The organism is Pseudomonas sp. Root71 (genome assembly GCF_001429045.1).
GTDB lineage: Bacteria > Pseudomonadota > Gammaproteobacteria > Pseudomonadales > Pseudomonadaceae > Aquipseudomonas > Aquipseudomonas monachiensis.
Genome location: NZ_LMHY01000025.1, coordinates 77214 through 94382, shown reverse-complemented (window position 1 = coordinate 94382; position 17169 = coordinate 77214). Strand labels below are relative to the sequence as shown.

Below are 17169 nucleotides of genomic sequence, written 5' to 3'. Positions count from 1 at the left end.
CGCTCCCACATTTATCGGTGGTGCTTCCTAAACGCGGAACTGATCCATCAACTTCATCTGGTGGGTGGTCAGGGCGTTGAGTTGGCTGCTGATCTGCGCCGACTCGGTGGCCTGGCCGGTCAGGGTTTCGGTGACGGTGCGGATCGCCGAGACATTGCGGTTGACCTCTTCGGCGACGGCGCTTTGCTGTTCGGCGGCGCTGGCGATTTGCAGGTTCATGTCGCTGATCACGGTGACCGCGTCGCTGATCTTGCCCAAGGCCTGGACCGCCTGCTGGATCTGTCCGGCGTTGCTGTGGGCTTGGGTCTGGCTTGAGTGCATGGTGGCGACCACGCCGCGGGTTCCGGACTGGATGCGTTCGATCACCAGGCGAATTTCTTCCACCGAGTCCTGGGTACGCTTGGCCAGATTGCGCACTTCATCGGCGACCACCGCGAATCCCCGGCCGCTTTCACCGGCACGGGCGGCTTCGATGGCGGCGTTGAGCGCCAGCAGGTTGGTTTGTTCGGCGATACTGCGAATCACCTCCAGCACCGAACCGATCTGCTCGCTGTTGACCGCGAGGGCTTCGACTTCGGTCACGGCCTTGCTGACCTCTTCGGCCAGTTGATTGATGTCGCGGGTGCTGCGTTCGATGATCGACATGCCGTCGCGGGCCGACTGGTCGGCACCCTTCGCCGCGTTGGCCGCGTTCGAGGCGCTGTTGGCGACGTCGTGGGCGGTGGCGCTCATTTCGTTGGATGCGGTGGCGACCTGGTCGATTTCGCGGAATTGCACCTGCATGCCTTCACTGGTCTGGCGGGCGATTTCCGAAGACTGGTCGGCGGTGCCTCGGGCATCGGTGATGCTTTGCTTGATCTGCGCGATGGTCGGTTGCAGCTTGTCGAGGAAGCGGTTGAACCAGCTCACCAGTTCGCCCAGTTCGTCCTTCTTGCTGTAGTGCAGGCGCTGGGTCAGGTCGCCGTCGCCGCTGGCAATCGCCTTGAGCATGTCGGCCACGCTGTTGATCGGGCGGGTCACGCCGGACGCGGTGAGCCACATCAGCAACAGCCCGAGCAGACCGGCAATCACTGCCACCGACAGCACCTTGAGCGTGCCGCTTTGCTGGGCATCGTCGAGTACCGCTTGCAGCTTCACCGAGTCGGCCAGCAGCACTTGCCGGGGCAGGTCGATCACCACGGCCCAGGCCTTGGCGTCGGCAATCGGGCTGACCGGGTACACCGCGCGGATCAACTCGCCTTGCTGGAGAATCTTCGGCGCGCCATTGCCGAGCAATTGCAGGATGTCCTTGCCATCGCCGCCCAGGGTGTCGCCGATGTTCTTGCCGACTTTGCCGGCATCGACACTGTAGGCGGCCAGCACGCCAGTGCCGGAAACGATCAGCATGTGCCCGGCACTGTTGAACAGGTCGCGCTGGGAGTCGACCGCCGCCGCTTGCAGGGCGTCGAGGGCGATGTCGATACCGACCACGCCGATGGACTTGCCATCCACCAGCAGCGGTACGGAAATGGTGGTCATCAACATTTCCTTGTTGCCGACCGTATCGGCATAGGGGTCGAGCAGGCAGATGCGCTTGCTGTCCCGCGGACAGGTGTACCAGACGTTGTACGGCGTACCGCTGAGGTTCAGGGTAGTCTTGGTCATGTCCTCTTCGACCATGATCGTGTTGAGGGCATCACCCCCGGCGCGGCTCCAGTACGTGGCGAAACGTCCGATCTCGTTGGATTGGCGGGCGGCGTCATTGACGAACTCGCTGTCCTTGCCATCCAGGCCGTTGGGTTCGAACGCCAGCCAGATCCCCAGCACCTTGCTGTTGCGCTCGAACGCGGTTTTCAGGCTCTGGTTCAACTCTTCACGCAGGGCGCCGGGTTCGAGGGCGCGCTTGGCGGCCAGGTTGCGCATGTCCTGGATCTGGTCCGCGAGAGCGGTCACCACCGTCAGGGTTTCACCGAAGGTCTTCTGCACCCGCACGGCTTGCTCGGCGGCCTTGGCCTGGAGCAGGTCCTGCACACTGGCGGTGAGCATCCTGCTGCTGGAATCGCTGACCAGGTCATCGTTCTGATTGGTCTGATAGATGTTCATGCCCACTATCAAGGCGACTACGCCCAGCAGGCACAGACCGGACAGCAGGACGATTTTCAGGCGGATGGACAGTGAGTCGAACATAGGGCGAGCTCGCGAATGGATGAAGTGTTGGCTGTGGGCCGTCGCGGCTCACTCGCTAAATCCATTTAGCGCCGATCAATGCACATCGGCGTGGCGATGAGGTTACATGAGGGGCATCCCGACGAACGGTAATGGTTGAACGTTTGCGCAGGAAAATGTGCCGAAAATGGGGGTGAAAAGAGGAAAAAAGCGCGGGAGCGTTCAGGGTGGTTACGCCAAGGATTCCGGCTTCGAGCCGCCCTGAGTGAAACTCACGAAATACATATGTACCGCTTCTCATTAAGGGCAGACCGCTTAAATACGCGGGCCACCTCGGTGGAACGATTGCGGAAGTTTTCGGATCCGGCATCTGACAGAAAATAATGAGAAGGACTTCATGTGTATGACTTGTTTTAAAGGGATAGGGTTTCGCTCGGTAGCATTGTTTTGGGGGATGTTATTGGCGGCAGGGACGGCACCTGCGATGTCTTTTCTGAACTCGGCCGCAGTTTCGGGTATCGCGTCCCAAATAACCCCGGCGGCCACGGTACTGCCGGACAAACTGAACACCCTCAAGGAAAGTCTGGCTGACGAAGCGGATGTGAAACATTACAGCTTCGTGGCTGTGCGGGGCCAAGATGTGTTGATCCATGCGGGTGACACGAAAGGCGGGCCATTGATGTTGGAATACAATCGCAACGGACGCTGGGCTGCTATTCCTTGGGGGGCACCTTTCACTGTGTCTGGCCTGAAGCCGAATGAGGAAGTTCAGGTTCGCATCTCGAAAAAGCCGTCTGCTCCCTTCGTAGCGGGTGATATCTACAAGCTCGAGTTTGGCTCAGCGCCTTACTACACCGACAGTCGTGTCCAGGGCGATACCGGTGATCTGCGGCACTACTGGGCGACTACGCAGGCCTACCGAGTCTTGAATTGGTCGGTCCGGTTGAGTGATTCGACAGGACAGCCGGTCGAAGGTGCTACCGCCACTTTGAAGTTGGACAAAGGGACGGATAAGACCCCATACGACCTTGTAACGGATGTTACCGGTAATGCCATGGGTGTCGTTCAGTTGGGCGGGTGTTATGGGCAGCTGAAGTCTGAGCCTTTCTGGACCAGCAGTGGCAAGTATCGATATAAGTGGGAAGTTGAATATAACCTGGGACATTGGTTGATCCAGATTCAAGGCAAAGAGGCGTCGGGGGTGGGAGGACACAACGTACCGAATGTTTCATTCGCACATATATGTTATCAGAATATGTTGCGTAACTAAGCCTGTCAGGTCCCCGGCAAAGCGCACATATATGTTCGCTTTGCCGGGTTTTATCGAACGATCAGGCCTCGATGTGCAGGCCCTGTTTTTTCTCGATCGGATTCTTCTCGGCCTTTTTATGCAATTGATCCAGCCAGGAGTCTGGACTTTCCAAGTCCAGCGCACCTTTATTCAGCAGTAATCCATAGTCAATCATCTTGTGGAAGTTGCTCAGGTCCAGTTTTACCTTGCCCTCAAACTGTGGCTTATCCAGCTGAGTCAACTCGATTACGGCCTTGGCGTGCTTGAGGGTCAGGGGTTGCAAGCCTTTGGCCTCGTTCAACAGGGTATTCAATATTTCCTCATCCCTGGCAGTCAGGGTGTCGGGGGGCGAAGTGACTTTCAACTGCCCGTCTTCGGCCACGGTGAAGCCCATTACGTTATGGGCCAGACCAGACCATTTGCTTTGCAGGTCTTTTTTGAAGTCGGAGTAAATCCCTTCCATTCTTTTGAGCACCAGATCTGCCTGGAATGCATGATGTCTAATCATTGAATTTCTAAAGCTTTCTATCAGAGGGGGGAGGTCATAGAACCCGCTAAGTGATTCGAGCGAATTCAAAAAATCATCCACCTCATTCAGTTTTTCGCTGCTGAGATTTCTAGCTACACCTTGAGGCGCTCGGAGTTTCTCGATGGTCAACCTTAACCTGTCATCCATTACCGAAATGTCGAATTTCTCAGGCTGGGCTTTTTCCGTGTTCGCTTTCAATGTTTGCGGATACGGAACTTGAAAAGATGCAGCGGCACTTACATTCATGTCAGCTTCTCGTCGTGGGGTTTCATAGTGCTTAACGGCCAACCCCGGAAATGGATGACCTGATAAACACGTAGGAGAAATCCGAACAGGAAGTAGGTACTTTCAAGTGCGCTGTTGTTGGCAACTACAGGGCGACTTGAAGAGGCTTCAGGTGACTTGCGGCAGTGATTCCGGCCGTGACCAGATCCACAGGTTGCCCAGCCCCATCCCGGCAATCGCCAGGTAAATCGGCCAGCCGTGATCGAGCATCACCAGCATCAGACCGGCACACAACAGCATGCTGACCGTGGCGCTGACTTTTGCCCGACGCGCGATGATCTTGCCGTTGCGCCAGTTATGGAGGATAGGGCCGAACAGCCGGTGGTTTTCCAGCCAGGCGCTCAGGCGCGGCGAACTGCGGGTCGCGGCCCAGGCGGCCAGCAGGATGAACTCGGTGGTTGGCAGGCCGGGTATGACGATGGCGATCAGGCCGATGCCCAGGCTGACATAGGCCAGCAGGCCGAAGAGGAGGCGGGAGAGTTTTGAAGAGGCAGGCATGGGTTCAAGGCAACACGTGAGGCGAATCGAAATCCTGAAGACTTGCTTCGTCCAATGTGGGAGCGGCGGTGCGGCGATCCGACTTGCTCGCGAAGGCGGTCTGACATTCAAAAAACATGTCGACTGATACTCCGCTTTCGTCGGAACGCCGCCCGGAGCAAGCCCGCTCCCACAGGGACAGCGGTGTGTCAGGCGACTTCCGGCGCGCTGGCGTAAGCCTGCTCCAGCAACACGGTAAACCGGTTGAACGCGTCGATGGCGCCTTTTTCCACTTCGGCTTCTTCCTGGGTGCTGAATGCCAGGCCGTCCAGGGTCTGGACGAAGCGCTTCCAACCTTCAGCGCGGCCACCGGCCGGTTCGCCGAGGTGGCGGGCGCCGAAGGTTTCGCTCAGGCCAAGGCCCACGGCACGCTTGATCAGGAACGCCGCACCGAGCTTCGAGCCTTCCGAAACAAAGATCCAGCCCAGGGCTTCGGCCTTGGTCGGGTTCTTCAGTGCACCGGCCACAGGTGTCGGCACGTCGGTGTCCAGGTCCGCGAGGTCGGCCCTGGCGGCATCGGCACGGCAGCGGGCCGGCAGATCCGGGACGATGGCGGTCAGTTCGGCATCGTTGTACAGCGACACCAGTTCCGACTGGAACAGGTACTGCGCTACCACGAAGCGGGCGAAATTGGCCGGGGTTTCAAACGGGGAGTGGGCCTTGACCAGGGCATCGAGCTTGCTGTGCGGCTCGTTGGTGATCTGGTTCAAACGCTGTGAGCGCAGGTTGGGGCGTTGTTCGGTGGCCTGGGTAGTCATGGCAATTCCTTGGAGAAAGAAGAGGCGCTTGGTAACGAGACGAACAGCAAGGCGCCTGACAGTAAAAAAACCTCACCGGGCGGCTAGATGAAACCGCCCAGCGGGATGTGCGGATCAGATATCCCAGATCAGGTTGACCGCAAAGTTGCGACCCGGCTGGGTCAGGCGATCGAGGTTGGCCGGTTGGGTCACCGAGGCCTCGCCGACGCTGTCGTAGCCGCGCACGTCATCCCACAGCCAGTATTTCTTGTCGGTGAGGTTGTAGACGCCGCCGCTGACGGTCACGTCGTCGGTCACTTTGTAGAACGCGCTCAGGTCCAGAATGCCGAAACCGGGGGTCTTGAACTGGGTGCTGGTGCCGTCCGGGGTCTTGAAGCTGGTGCTGTCGACGCGGTCCTTCTTCTTCACCAGGGTCCAGCTGAGCAAACCGCCGTAGGTGTCCTGGTCGTAGCCGAGGCCGAATACACCGGTCAGCGGGTTGACGCTGTTGAGCGGCTCGCCGTTGTCGTCATTGCGACCGTAGGCATAAGCCACCGAGCCCTGGGTGTAGAGGCCTTGCGGCGCGCCGAAGGCGTCGAGGTTCAGGCGGCCCTTGACCTCGGCCCCCTTGATGGTGGCGTGCTTGATGTTGTTGCTCTGGAACGTGGTCTCGGTGTAGCCCGGAGTGATGGCGTTCTCGTTAATGAAGTCGCGGTACTTGTTGTAGAACACCGCCACATCAAACGAGCCCTGCTCGAAGTTGCCGCGCAAACCCGTTTCGTAGCTTTTGCTCTTTTCCGGTTCGAGGTCCGGATTAGGCGCGACCCGATAGCCGCCGGCGATGTTTTCGAAACGACCATACAACGCCTTGGCGGTCGGGGTGCGGAAGCCTTCGGCGTATTGGCCGTACCAGGTGTAGTGATCGTTGAAGCTGTAGGTGGTGCCGAATTTCGGCGACAGGCGATGCCAGGTCTTGGTCTCGTCGCTCACCGTGCCGTTGCCGCTCTGGTCGGCGGTGGCCAGGAACTCGTCGGTGATATGCGGCTTGAGCTGGGTGTAGTCGTAGCGTGCACCGGGCAGGAAGGTCCAGTTGCCCCAGCTGATCTGATCCTGGGCGAACAGGGCGTAGCTATTGATGGTCGGGTCCGGGAAGTCACTGGCGGGTGTCAGCGTGTCGCTGGTGCTAGGGGCGCCAATGACACGGCAGGCACCGGCCACGGTCAGGCAGGTGCCGGTACCGGTACGCAGGCCGGTGACTTTGTCCTGCTTGATGGTGGTGCCATAGGTGACGAAGTGATCGGTATCGGCGATGGCAAACGACTTGTCAGCCTGGGCATCGAATACCCATTGGCGATCCTTGTAAGTCGTATCACGGTTACGCAGCACAGTCCGCGACGGCGCGTAGATTTCTTCGGTGGTCTGGTCGGTCTTGGCGATCTGGTAGTTCAGCGTCCACTTGATGTTGTCAGCCAGAGTGCTGTCCAGACCGAAGCTGTGTTCCAGGCCAAAGCTTTCGCGGGTGATCGTGTCGTTACCGGTACGGGACTTGTAGTAGCCGAACCCGCGTCCGGCATTAAACGGGCCGCCCACTGCGCTCAATTGATTGGTGTCGCGGTCGTCCTTGTAATGCTCGTAGGTCAGGCCAAAACGCGCGTCGTCGGCGTAATTCCAGCCCAGTTTGGCCAGCACGCTGGTGGTGCGCGCGTCCTGGGGGTTGGCCTCCGTGCGGTTCAGGCCAGTGCCGCCGGTATCGCCATAGGACTCTGTTTCATGGCCGTTGCGTTGACTCAGATGCAAAAGGCCATCGAACTCGCCGGTGCGGCCGGCGACGGTGCCGGAAGTCAGCCAGCTGTCGTCGGCGGAGCTGTAGCCGGTTTTCAGGCGCGCGCCGACATCCTTGCCTGGCTTGATGATGTCGTCCGGGTCCAGCGTGTAGTAGCTGACCGCACCGCCAATGGCGCTGCTGCCATACAGCACCGACGCCGGGCCCCGGAGGATCTCCACACGCTTGACGATTTCCGGATCGACATAGTTGCGGTTGGTCTGGGCATAGGGGCCGTTGAAGAAACCGTCGGGTACCTGCACGCCATCGACCTGGGTCAGCACGCGGTCGCCATCGATGCCGCGAATGTTGTAACCCGTGATGCCGGCGCGTTGGCCTGAACCACCCACCGAAACACCGGGCTCGTAACGCACCAGTTCCTTGATGGTGTTGACGTTGTTTCGGTCCAGATCTTCGCGAGTGTAGACAGAGACCGTGCTCGGTACGCTGTTCACATCCTGCTCGTTACGGGTGGCGCTGATGGTCACCTGTTGCAGGTTGAGCGTACTGCTGCCACTGCGCTTTTCCAGGACGATGCTGTTGTTGCCCAGTTTGCGATAGCCCAGGTTGGTCCCCACCAACAGGCGATCCAGGGCGTTCTCCGGCGACAGCGAGCCGCGTACTCCCGGCGAGGCCACACCTTGCGCCAGCTCCGACGACACGCCGACTTGCCAGCCCGTCACGGCGGTAAAGGCATTGAGTGCCGACACCAGTGATTGCTGGGGAATGGCGAATGCGTAGTCGCCCATTTTGCGGGTCGACTGCTCGGTGGAGGTGGCGGCCATGAGCGGTGCGGTACCGGCCATCAGGATGGCGGCGGTCAGCAGCGACAGCACGCGGGAAGGTGTAGGGGCTTGGCGGGTAAGGCGAGGGGACATCGATAGCGCTCCGTGTCGCACGAATCTTTATAGGTGCTGATTGGCAGGGTTAGATGCGAATCAATTGCATTGGCTATAACGAGACGTACGGGGTTTGGCTATCGAGTAAAAATAATTCTCATTCAGTTCAGGATGACCAGCGCCGGGAATTCCTGGAGCCAGGCCGAGGTGATATGGGCCAGGGAGCGAACCACGTCCAGCGGCTGATCGAGGCGGTAGTTGCCGGTCACGGTGACATCGGCCAACTGCTCGTTGTTGTTGATGATCCAGCCCGGGTAGTAGCGGCGAAGTTCTGCCAGCACCTGGTTCAACGGGCAGTTTTCGAACACCAGACGTCCCTGGACCCACGCCAGGTCGGTGGCGGCATCCAGCTTGGCCGGGCGGTCGAAGCCGTTGGGGCCGATGCGAATGCTTTCCCCGGCGGACAAGCGCACCCGGGCGTCGTTGCGGGTGGCGCGCAAGTCGACATCGCCGCGCTGTACCCGCACCTGTGCCACGCCGTCGAGGTAACGCACGGCAAACGCGGTATCGCGAACGCTGGCCGTGACCGGTCCGGCATCGATTTCCAGGGGTTGGCCGCGATTGGCCTGCACTTCGAAAAACGCTTCGCCCTGATACAGGCGGGCAACACGTTGCTGGTCGTTGATGGTGCTTGAAAACGCCGAATTGGTATTGAGCAGGACCCTGGAGCCGTCCTCCAATTGCAGGCGCTGGCGCTCGCCGACCACGGTCAGGTGATCGGCCTGCAGGCGCATCGGCAAACTGCTGAAACTGAACAGCCCGAGCAGCAGCACGGCGGCGGTGGCCAGTGGTTTCCAGTGCGGACGCAGACGGGCAATGGCAGTGACTTTCGCGGGGCGCGCAGCCAGGCTTTGCGCGCACTGCGCCACTTGTGGGCCGTCCCAGATCGCCTGGGCCTTGGCGAACACCTGGGCATTCAACGGATCGGCGTCAAGCCATGCATGGAATTGGCGGGTCTGCTCCTCGTCGGGACTGTCGAGCACGATCAGCCAGTCCAGGGCCTGGTCCATCGCGCTTGCGGGGTCCTGCGCCGATGAAGGCTCTGGGGAACGGTGGTTGTCCGTCACGGTGTTTCCTCGGCAGTGTCAGTGCACGGCTGTTTTTTTAGTGAAGCGTAGAAAGTGGACCAAGGGTAGCAAAGCCCGATGATCAGCGCAGTCGGTCCAGATAAGCGCAGGGCCTTGGCGCTCAGTTGGCGTTCAAGCGATCGGCAACCCCGATGCAGATCGACATGATCAGTTTGAGTTCTTTCTGCACAGTACTGAGGGACACGTTCAGCTCCTCGGCGATTTCCTGGTAGCTGTGCCCGTGCAGGCGGCTGAGGATGAAAATTCGCTGTTGGCGGGCGCTGAGTTGACCGAGGCTCACGTTCAGGCGCTCCAGCAATTGTTCGGCATGGGCGGCGTCTTCGGCGCTGCTGGTGGGGGCGGCGATGCTGTGCACCAACTCCTGCGGCACGTCATCGACCATGGTGCGCGAATGGATGCGCCGCGCGCGCAAATGGTCCAGCGCCAGGTTGCGTGCCGTCTGGAAGACAAAGGGCTCAAGATGATCGATGGCCCGTTCGCTCAATGCACGGGTCACCCGCAGGTAGGTTTCCTGCAAGAGGTCTTCAGCAGTGCTGTGATTGTTGACCATCCGTTCCAGCGTGCGCAGCAGGGAGGTGCGCTGGGTGAGGAAAACGTGGTTGAAGCGCGACTGACTCACGGGAGAACCTGATCCATTTCGAGTAGATGATAATGCTTATCATCTACTCGAGTGGTCAAGTTCTGATTTGTGAAGCTTTATGCGCGGCCCTGCAAGTAGGTGGCGTAATCGGGAATCCGATGGGGGTGCGCCTGATCCATCAGCGGGCTGCTGAGCAGGTAGTCTGCGCTGCATTCGTTGCACGCCACCGGGATGTTCCACACCGCCGCGACCCGCAGCAACGCCTTGATGTCCGGGTCGTGGGGCTGGGGTTCGAACGGGTCCCAGAAAAACACCAGCATGTCGACCCGCTGCTCGGCGATTTGCGCGCCGAGCTGTTGGTCGCCGCCCAACGGCCCGCTGATCATGCTTTGCACCGGCAGGTCGAGGCGTTGTTGCAACAACAACCCCGTGGTGCCGGTGGCGACCAGATCATGCCGGGCCAGCCTGTCTTTTTGCCGTTCGGCCCAGTCCAGCAAGAACACCTTGCAGTGGTCATGGGCGACCAGGGCGATACGCTTGCGCGCCGCCATGGTCTTTTGCGTAAAGCTGATGCCGATCATGGGGGGCTCCAGGACATGAACACGATGCTTTGCATTGCGCACATCTGTAGGAGCTGCCGGAGGCTGCGATCTTTTGATTTTGCTTTTTAAGAACAAGATCAAAAGATCGCAGCCTCCGGCAGCTCCTACAGTCGTAAGCTTCGCTTACTCGGCGTTGCACAGCGCCAGGCAGTTATCGAGCATGCGGTTGGAGAAACCCCATTCGTTGTCGTACCAGGCCAGAACCTTGAGCAGCTTGCCGCTGGACTTGGTGTGGTTGGCATCGAAGATCGACGACAGCGGGTTGTGGTTGAAGTCGCTGGAAACCAGCGGCAGGGTGTTATAGCCAAGGATCTTAGAGTGCTGGCTGGCTTGCTTGAGCAGCGCGTTGACTTCCTCTGCGCTGGCTTCTTTTTTCAGTTGCACGGTCAGGTCCACCAGCGACACGTTGATCACCGGGACGCGCACCGCCATGCCGGTCAGTTTGCCTGCCAGTTCCGGCAGCACCAGGCCGACCGCTTCGGCGGCACCGGTCTTGCTCGGGATCATGTTCTGGGTGGCCGAACGGGCACGGTACGGGTCAGTGTGGTAGACGTCGGTCAGGTTCTGGTCGTTGGTGTAGGCGTGAATGGTGGTCATCAGACCGCTTTCGATGCCCAACTCGCGATGCAACACCTGGGCCACCGGAGCCAGGCAGTTGGTGGTGCACGACGCGTTGGAAATGATCTGGTGCGATTGGCGCAGAATGTCGTGGTTCACCCCGTAAACGACGGTGGCGTCGGCGCCTTTGGCCGGGGCCGAGATGATCACTTTGCGCGCGCCCGCCGTAATATGCGCGGCGGCCTTGGCCCGGTCGGTGAACAGACCGGTGCATTCGAACACTACATCAATCTTTTCCGCGGCCCAGGGCAGGTCGGCCGGGTTGCGGATGGCACTGACCGAAATGCGGTCGCCGTTGACCGTCAGGCTCTCCTGGTCATGCTGGACATCGGCATCGAACGTGCCGTGAACGGTGTCGTACTTGAGCAGATGAGCATTGATCGCGCTGTCGCCCAGGTCGTTGATGGCGACGATCTGCAGATCCTGACGGTAGCCCTGGGTATAGAGTGCTCGCAGGACATTACGGCCGATGCGGCCAAAACCATTGATTGCGATTCGAAGAGTCATAGTGCGGCGCTACCGTCGTTTTGTTGTTGGAATTACAAGATTATTCGCAAAAAAATAGAAAACAAGCCTTTTTAATGGCAATATTTTGTTCAATCTACAACGAGTGACCTGAATCAACTGGTCCAACCGATCAAGAAAACCGTCTGTCATCCCATCGACACCGGGCTTTGATCAGCATAGACAATCAGGTCGCCACATCCGTTAGCCTGGAGTTCTACACATGCATCCCCGCGTCCTTGAGGTCACCGAACGGCTTATCGCCCGCAGCCGCGCCACGCGTGAGGCTTACCTTGCATTGATTCGCGGTGCGGCCAGCGACGGTCCGATGCGCGGCAAGCTGCAATGCGCCAACTTCGCCCACGGCGTGGCCGGATGCGGCAGCGACGACAAGCACAGCCTGCGGATGATGAACTCCGCCAACATTGCGATTGTTTCGTCATATAACGACATGCTCTCGGCGCACCAGCCGTACGAAGTCTTTCCGGAGATGATCAAAAAGGCTCTGCGCGAGATCGGCTCCGTCGGCCAGTTCGCCGGTGGCACCCCGGCCATGTGCGATGGCGTGACCCAGGGCGAGCCGGGCATGGAACTGAGCCTGCCGAGCCGCGAAGTGATCGCGTTGTCCACGGCCGTGGCGCTGTCCCACAACATGTTCGACGGCGCACTGCTGCTTGGCATCTGCGACAAGATCGTGCCGGGCCTGATGATGGGCGCGCTGCGCTTTGGCCATCTGCCGATGATTTTCGTGCCGGGTGGGCCGATGGTCTCGGGCATTTCCAACAAGCAGAAAGCCGACGTGCGCCAGAAGTACGCCGAAGGCAAGGCAACTCGCGAAGAGTTGCTGGAATCGGAAATGAAGTCCTACCACAGCCCTGGCACTTGCACCTTCTACGGCACCGCCAATACCAACCAGTTGCTGATGGAAGTCATGGGCCTGCACCTGCCGGGCGCGTCCTTCGTCAACCCGAACACGCCGTTGCGCGATGCCTTGACCCGCGAAGCGGCGCATCAGGTCACGCGTTTGACCAAGCAGAACGGTGACTACATCCCGATCGGCGAAATCGTCGATGAGCGTTCGCTGGTCAACTCGATTGTCGCGCTGCACGCCACCGGCGGTTCGACCAACCACACCCTGCACATGCCGGCCATCGCCATGGCAGCGGGCATTCAATTGACCTGGCAGGACATGGCCGACCTCTCCGAAGTCGTGCCGACCCTCAGCCACGTCTACCCGAACGGTAAAGCCGACATCAACCACTTCCAGGCCGCGGGGGGCATGTCGTTCCTGATTCGTGAACTGCTGGAAGCCGGTCTGCTCCACGAAAACGTCAACACCGTGATGGGCCACGGCCTGAGCCGCTACACCCAGGAGCCGTTCCTCGACAATGGCCAACTGGTCTGGCGCGAAGGCGTGACCGACAGCCTCGATGAAAGCATCCTGCGTCCGGTCGCCCGTGCATTCTCGGCCGAAGGTGGCTTGCGGGTGATGGAAGGCAATCTCGGTCGTGGCGTGATGAAAGTCTCCGCCGTGGCCGTGGAAAACCAGATCGTCGAAGCGCCGGCCATGGTGTTCCAGGATCAGCAGGACCTGGCCGATGCGTTCAAGGCCGGTTTGCTGGAGAAGGATTTTGTCGCGGTGATGCGCTTCCAGGGCCCGCGCTCCAACGGCATGCCGGAGCTGCACAAGATGACGCCGTTCCTCGGCGTGCTGCAGGATCGCGGCTTCAAAGTCGCGCTGGTGACCGACGGGCGCATGTCCGGTGCGTCGGGGAAAATCCCGGCGGCCATTCATGTCAGCCCCGAAGCTTATGTCGGTGGCGCTTTGGCGCGGGTGCAAGAGGGCGATATCATCCGCGTCGATGGCGTCAAAGGCACCCTGGAGCTTATGGTGGACGCCGAAGAATTCGCAGCGCGCACGCCGGCCAAAGGCCTGTTGGGCAACAACATCGGCACCGGTCGCGAGCTGTTCGGTTTCATGCGCATGGCCTTCAGCTCGGCGGAGCAGGGCGCCAGCGCCTTCACTTCTGCCCTGGAGACGCTTAATTGAAACTGGCTTTGGTCGGTGACATCGGTGGGACCAACGCACGTTTCGCGTTGTGGAAAAACCAGCAACTGGAATCGGTCCAGGTGCTGGCAACGGCAGATTTCCCCAGCCCTATCGATGCGATCAGCTTCTATTTGAATGGCCTGGGGCTGGCGCCGGGTGCGATCGGTTCGGTGTGCCTGTCGGTGGCAGGCCCGGTGAGCGGTGATGAATTCAAATTCACCAACAATCACTGGCGCCTGAGCCGCAAGGGCTTTTGCCAGACCTTGCAGGTGGATCAGCTGTTGCTGGTCAACGACTTCTCGGCCATGGCCCTGGGCATGACCCGTTTGCAGCCCGGCGAATTCCGCGTGGTCTGCGCGGGCACGCCCGAGCCGTTGCGCCCGGCGGTGGTGATTGGCCCGGGCACCGGCCTGGGCGTCGGCACCTTGCTCGATCTGGGCGAGGGCCGTTTTGCCGCATTGCCGGGGGAGGGTGGTCACGTCGATCTGCCATTGAGCAGTGCACGTGAAACCCAGCTCTGGCAGCACATCTTCAACGAAATCGGCCATGTCAGTGCGGAAACAGCCCTGAGCGGTGGCGGCTTGCCCCGTGTCTATCGGGCGATCTGTGCGGTGGACGGGCACACGCCTGTGCTCGATACGCCGGAAGCGATTACTGCTGCCGGGCTGGCGGGCGACCCGATTGCCGTGGAAGTGCTTGAGCAGTTCTGCTGCTGGCTCGGTCGCGTGGCCGGCAACAACGTGCTGACCACCGGTGGACGCGGTGGCGTGTACATCGTGGGCGGGGTGATTCCGCGGTTTGCCGATTTCTTCCTCGAAAGCGGTTTCGCCCGCTGCTTCGCCGACAAGGGTTGCATGAGCGATTACTTCAAGGGGATTCCGGTGTGGCTGGTGACGGCGCCGTATTCGGGATTGATGGGTGCGGGTGTGGCTTTGGAGCAATCTCTCCCAGCCTGAAATACGATCAAAATGTGGGAGCGGGCTTGCTCGCGAAAGCAGTGTGTCAGTCAACCAATATGTTGAATGTTACGACGCCTTCGCGAGCAAGCCCGCTCCCACAGTTGTTTCTGTGGTGTTTGTAAAATCAGTGCTTAAGGCATAATCCGCCCAATTCAAACAACAAGGACGCCTTCCTGTGAGCTCAGTCAACAAGTCGATTTTGTTGGTCGATGACGATCAAGAGATACGCGAGTTGCTGGATACCTACCTGACCCGCGCCGGATTTCAGGTCCGTACCACGCCCGACGGTGCCGGCTTTCGCCAGGCGCTGAACGAGGCGCCGAGTGATCTGGTGATCCTTGATGTGATGTTGCCCGACGAAGACGGCTTCAGCCTGTGCCGCTGGATTCGCCAGCATCCGCGTCAGGCGCAGGTGCCGATCATCATGCTCACCGCCAGTTCCGATGAGGCCGATCGCGTCATCGGCCTGGAACTGGGTGCCGACGATTACCTCGGCAAGCCCTTCAGCCCGCGGGAATTGCAGGCGCGGATCAAGGCGTTGCTGCGCCGCGCGCAGTTCGGTCAGGAGCGCAGTGGCGGTGAAGTGCTGGCCTTCGATGACTGGCGGCTGGACATGGTCAGCCATCGGCTGTTCCACATCGACGGCGAAGAGGTGATTCTCTCGGGCGCCGACTTTGCGCTGCTGAAGTTGTTTCTCGATCACCCGCAGGAAATCCTCGACCGCGACACCATCGGCAACGCCACCCGTGGCCGTGATCTGATGCCCCTGGATCGCATCGTCGACATGGCGGTCAGCCGGTTGCGCCAGCGCCTGCGTGACACCGAGAAACCGCCACGGCTGATCCGCACCGTGCGTGGCAGCGGTTACCAACTGGCAGCCAACGTGGTTGCCAGCAATGGTCACTGAGACTTTACGCAAGCTCGCCGCCAAGGTGCCGATGCCGCGTTCGCTGCTCGGGCGGATGTTGCTGTTGACCCTGCTGGCGGTGTTGTTCGCCCAAGCACTGTCGAGTGTGATCTGGGTGTCGCAACTGCGTGCCACGCAACTCGAGGGCCTGGTCACCAGCGCCCGCAGCCTGGCCCATTCAATGACCGCCAGCGTCAGTTATTTCCGTTCGTTGCCGGTGGCGTTTCGCCCCTTGGTGCTCGACCAGTTGCGCAGCATGGGCGGCACCCGGTTCGTGGTGACGCTCAACGACAAGCCGCTGGGCATGGAAGTGTTACCCATTACTCCGCGCAAAGAGGCGGTGCTCAAGGCGGTGGACGAAGTGCTGCGCCAGTCTCTCGGCCAGGACACCGACATCTCGGTGACTTTTGTCAGCCCGCAAGACCTGCGCATCTTCAATGGCGGCCTCAAGCTTGATGAGTTGCCACGCTCCTGGGCGCACTACGCGCTGACCCTGGAGCCGGTGAATCCGCCGGTGCTGGTCACGCAGATCCAGATGGCGCCGGGCGAATGGCTGTACATCGCCTCGCTGTTGCCCGAGCCCTACACCAGCCTTGAAGAGCAGGGCCTGCCGGCGCAGCAGGTGTGGTTCATTGTCCTGACCAGCAGCTTTTTGCTGTTGTTCATCGGCCTGCTGGTGCACTGGCAGAGTCGTCCGCTCAAGCGCCTGGCGCGGGCGGCGCGGGACCTGTCGCTGGGGGCCGATGTGGAACCGGTGGCCGAGGGCGGTGGCAGCGAAGTGGTCGAGGTCGGGCGCGCCTTCAACACCATGCGCGAGCGCATCAGCCGTTACCTGACCGAGCGCAGCCAGTTGTTCAGCGCCATTTCCCACGACCTGCGCACGCCGATCACCCGCTTGCGCCTGCGGGTTGAATTGCTCGAGGACGAAACACTGCAAGCCAAGTTCGGGCGCGACCTGGACGAGCTCGAATTGCTGGTCAAGGGCGCGCTGCAATGCGTGAAAGACACCGACATCCACGAGAACATCGAGCCGGTGGACCTCAACCATGTGCTCGATTGCCTGGTGGAACCCTATCTCGCGCCGAACGGCAACGGCCGCGTTACCCAGCAGGGGCGGGCGCTGGCGTCCTATCCGGGCAAACCGCTGGCGCTCAAGCGTTGCATCGGCAACCTGATCGACAATGCGTTGAAGTACGGGCAGAACGCGCACCTGCACATCGATGACGATGAAAGCGCGTTCATCCTGCATGTCGATGATGAGGGGCCGGGCGTGCCGGAGCAGCGCCTGGAGCAGGTGTTCGAACCGCACTTCCGCCTGGCCGGGCAGCAGCAGGGTTATGGCCTGGGGCTGGGGATTGCCCGCAACATTGCCCATAGCCATGGCGGTGAGGTCAGCTTGCAGAATTTGCGTGAGGGCGGGTTGCGGGTGACCCTGCAGTTACCCCGCTCGATGGATTGAAAGTCAAAAGATCGCAGCCTTCGGCAGCTCCTACATGGATCCCTGTAGGAGCTGCCGAAGGCTGCGATCTTTTGATCTTGCTATGCAATTGTCACAGCCTGGTGACATAACCCACCCCCTTCGTTACAAGCCCGCCTTCGTCCGTTGTTTATGCTGC

14 protein-coding genes and 1 pseudogene are annotated in these 17169 nt (G+C 60.3%); 5 read left to right on the top strand and 10 right to left on the bottom strand.

Annotated features, from left to right (window positions below):
- Nucleotides 1-27: 27 nt before the first annotated feature.
- Nucleotides 28-783: a methyl-accepting chemotaxis protein gene (locus ASD95_RS30360; protein WP_411741798.1), complete on the bottom strand. Its 756-nt coding sequence runs from the start codon at nt 781-783 to the stop codon at nt 28-30.
- Between the two features lie 102 nt (nt 784-885).
- Nucleotides 886-1902, bottom strand: a pseudogene (locus ASD95_RS30355) (PDC sensor domain-containing protein); the annotation flags it as partial.
- A 646-nt stretch (nt 1903-2548) separates the two neighbouring features.
- On the opposite strand from ASD95_RS30355, the gene ASD95_RS16690 reads away from it, so the two are divergent.
- A complete protein-coding gene (locus tag ASD95_RS16690) occupies nt 2549-3415 on the top strand; it encodes a hypothetical protein (protein WP_156385801.1) in 867 nt (288 codons plus the stop codon).
- A 61-nt stretch (nt 3416-3476) separates the two neighbouring features.
- Here ASD95_RS16690 and ASD95_RS29200 read toward each other — a convergent pair whose 3' ends face one another.
- The 8 genes from ASD95_RS29200 to gap form a co-directional block, all read right to left on the bottom strand.
- Nucleotides 3477-4211 (bottom strand): hypothetical protein, encoded by a 735-nt coding sequence (locus ASD95_RS29200; protein WP_156385799.1) that lies wholly within the window; start codon nt 4209-4211, stop codon nt 3477-3479.
- Nucleotides 4212-4358: 147 nt separating this feature from the next.
- Nucleotides 4359-4748, bottom strand: coding sequence for a YbaN family protein (locus tag ASD95_RS16680; RefSeq protein WP_056725980.1), 390 nt, complete (start codon nt 4746-4748; stop codon nt 4359-4361).
- A 188-nt stretch (nt 4749-4936) separates the two neighbouring features.
- Complete coding sequence (locus ASD95_RS16675) at nt 4937-5545, bottom strand: biliverdin-producing heme oxygenase (protein ID WP_056725978.1); 609 nt, start codon at nt 5543-5545, stop codon at nt 4937-4939.
- Nucleotides 5546-5659: 114 nt separating this feature from the next.
- The gene (locus tag ASD95_RS16670) at nt 5660-8224 is read right to left on the bottom strand and encodes a TonB-dependent receptor (RefSeq protein ID WP_056725976.1); all 2565 of its coding nucleotides are present in this window, start codon (nt 8222-8224) and stop codon (nt 5660-5662) included.
- Between the two features lie 122 nt (nt 8225-8346).
- Nucleotides 8347-9312, bottom strand: coding sequence for a FecR family protein (locus ASD95_RS16665; protein WP_056725975.1), 966 nt, complete (start codon nt 9310-9312; stop codon nt 8347-8349).
- Nucleotides 9313-9433: 121 nt separating this feature from the next.
- On the bottom strand, nt 9434-9952 hold the full coding sequence (locus ASD95_RS16660) for an RNA polymerase sigma factor (protein ID WP_056725973.1): 519 nt from the start codon (nt 9950-9952) through the stop codon (nt 9434-9436).
- 77 nt (nt 9953-10029) lie between these two features.
- Nucleotides 10030-10494, bottom strand: coding sequence for a methylglyoxal synthase (locus tag ASD95_RS16655; protein WP_056725971.1), 465 nt, complete (start codon nt 10492-10494; stop codon nt 10030-10032).
- Between the two features lie 144 nt (nt 10495-10638).
- A complete protein-coding gene (gap, locus tag ASD95_RS16650) occupies nt 10639-11640 on the bottom strand; it encodes a type I glyceraldehyde-3-phosphate dehydrogenase (RefSeq protein ID WP_056725969.1) in 1002 nt (333 codons plus the stop codon).
- 220 nt (nt 11641-11860) lie between these two features.
- Here gap and edd point away from each other — a divergent pair, with 220 nt between their 5' ends.
- From edd to ASD95_RS16630, 4 genes are all read left to right on the top strand, one after another.
- On the top strand, nt 11861-13687 hold the full coding sequence (gene edd, locus ASD95_RS16645) for a phosphogluconate dehydratase (protein WP_056725966.1): 1827 nt from the start codon (nt 11861-11863) through the stop codon (nt 13685-13687).
- On the top strand, nt 13684-14643 hold the full coding sequence (locus ASD95_RS16640) for a glucokinase (protein ID WP_056725964.1): 960 nt from the start codon (nt 13684-13686) through the stop codon (nt 14641-14643). Before edd ends, ASD95_RS16640 begins: the two co-directional genes overlap by 4 nt.
- A 178-nt stretch (nt 14644-14821) precedes the next feature.
- Nucleotides 14822-15553, top strand: coding sequence for a response regulator (locus tag ASD95_RS16635; RefSeq protein WP_056725962.1), 732 nt, complete (start codon nt 14822-14824; stop codon nt 15551-15553).
- Nucleotides 15554-15584: 31 nt separating this feature from the next.
- Nucleotides 15585-17012, top strand: coding sequence for an ATP-binding protein (locus ASD95_RS16630; RefSeq protein WP_201783892.1), 1428 nt, complete (start codon nt 15585-15587; stop codon nt 17010-17012).
- The last annotated feature ends 157 nt before the right edge of the window (nt 17013-17169 follow it).